The 1,583-nt window shown below is 38.7% G+C and carries 1 protein-coding gene; it reads right to left on the reverse strand.

Features of this window, described 5'->3' with window-relative positions:
• Positions 1-133 precede the first annotated feature (133 nt).
• Positions 134-1,336 (reverse strand): IS110 family RNA-guided transposase, encoded by a 1,203-nt coding sequence (locus AC6CHU_RS25860; protein ID WP_498123161.1) that lies wholly within the window; start codon positions 1,334-1,336, stop codon positions 134-136.
• Positions 1,337-1,583 lie beyond the last annotated feature (247 nt).

Below are 1,583 nucleotides of genomic sequence, written 5' to 3' on the forward strand. Positions count from 1 at the left end.
TAAACCAGCTAATAGGAGTCAAGAATTTCTTATTAAAATATTTTTTCTACCGTGTTATACTTTTTGAAGGTACGCCAAATAACCCTCCAAATACGGTTTGGAAGGTTTTTCATTAGCTGCTTTTTTTTGTTGATTAAGCCATATCTAGGAACTGCTCATTCCTTTTTAGGATTGCATAAATCCAGTGTAAAAGCTTATTTACACAAGCTATCATCGCTACTTTTGAAGGTTTTCCTTCATTTCGTTTCCGATCATAATACTCTTTTAGCTTCTTGTTCCTCGAGCTTCTTATACCGCATAATACAGCCATATATAAAGCGTGCCGTAATCTGCTTGAACCTCGTTTGGTAATATGATTTATCGTAGCCGTGAACTTACCTGATGAATGGACACTTGGATCTATTCCTGCGTAAGCCACAAGTTTTTTAGGGTGATTAAACCGGTCAATTTCCCCGATTTCAGAAATAATCGTTGCCGCGATTTTTTCTCCTATACCGGGAATTGATTGGATTATCTTACATTCTTCAATTTCTTCAGCCAGGACATCTATCTGCCTCTCCAAGCTTGATAGGTGTTCTTGGTATTGAAGAAGCATATTGATGTACATATCCAAACTGAACAACTGGCTTTCATAAACACCTTGTTGGAATGGATTTCGCTTAGCTGAATCCATTAATTTGGCTGCCTTCTCCCTCATCCAACTTGGGGACCGTTTAATACGCATTTCCTCAATTCGTGCCATAACCTTTGCTTCCCCTGCCATCAGTACATCTTCGGATGTCGGAAACTCCTTTAATATTTTAAGAGAAACTTTCGAAAATAAATCCCCGAAGACTCCCCTGTATTCAGGAAATATCTGATCAAGAAGAGTATGGAACAGAAGTTTTGCCTGGATGTAAAGGTTCGTAACCGTTTCATATTGCCTTGACAATGTTCTCAGGTTTAGAAGTCTTAGTCCTCTTTTCTTATACGGCTCAAATTCTTCCTTGTAGTAAAGAACACAAAGGTGATATGCATCAACGGCATCAGTCTTTACCTTTCTAAGGCTTGTTTTCTTAGCTTGATAAGAAATGATTGGATTTACCAAGATGTATAGATACTGACTTCCCTCAAGACATTGAATAATTGGTGTATGGTAATGACCTGTAGATTCAAGTATGACTGCTGGCCTAACCCCAGTATTTTCTTCGATCTCTCTCAAAAAAGAAATAAGCGAATCTAAACCCTCCTTGGTATGCTTTACACTGAAACTTTTCCCTAACGGCTTGTCTTTATCTAAAAAGGCTTGAACCTCACTTTCTCCTTTGGCTACATCTAGGCCAATGACTGGATTCATTAATATCTCTCCCTTAGATTTACTCACCAGTAACCCCTATACCTTCTTGTAGTTCCATAGCTTCGCTTGTTATACGAGATCATTTGTCCCAACCAGCCTCAAACATCATTCTACAAGTAGGGGGCGAACAGTTTAGTTGACGAGATCTAACTCCCACGCACCCGTACGTTCTACCCTGGCTACTGAAATAATAGGTCCTATAAAAAAAAGAGCAACCAGTAAAAACTGGTTAACTCTATAATACGAA

The organism is Cytobacillus sp. GQ23 (assembly GCF_059758675.1).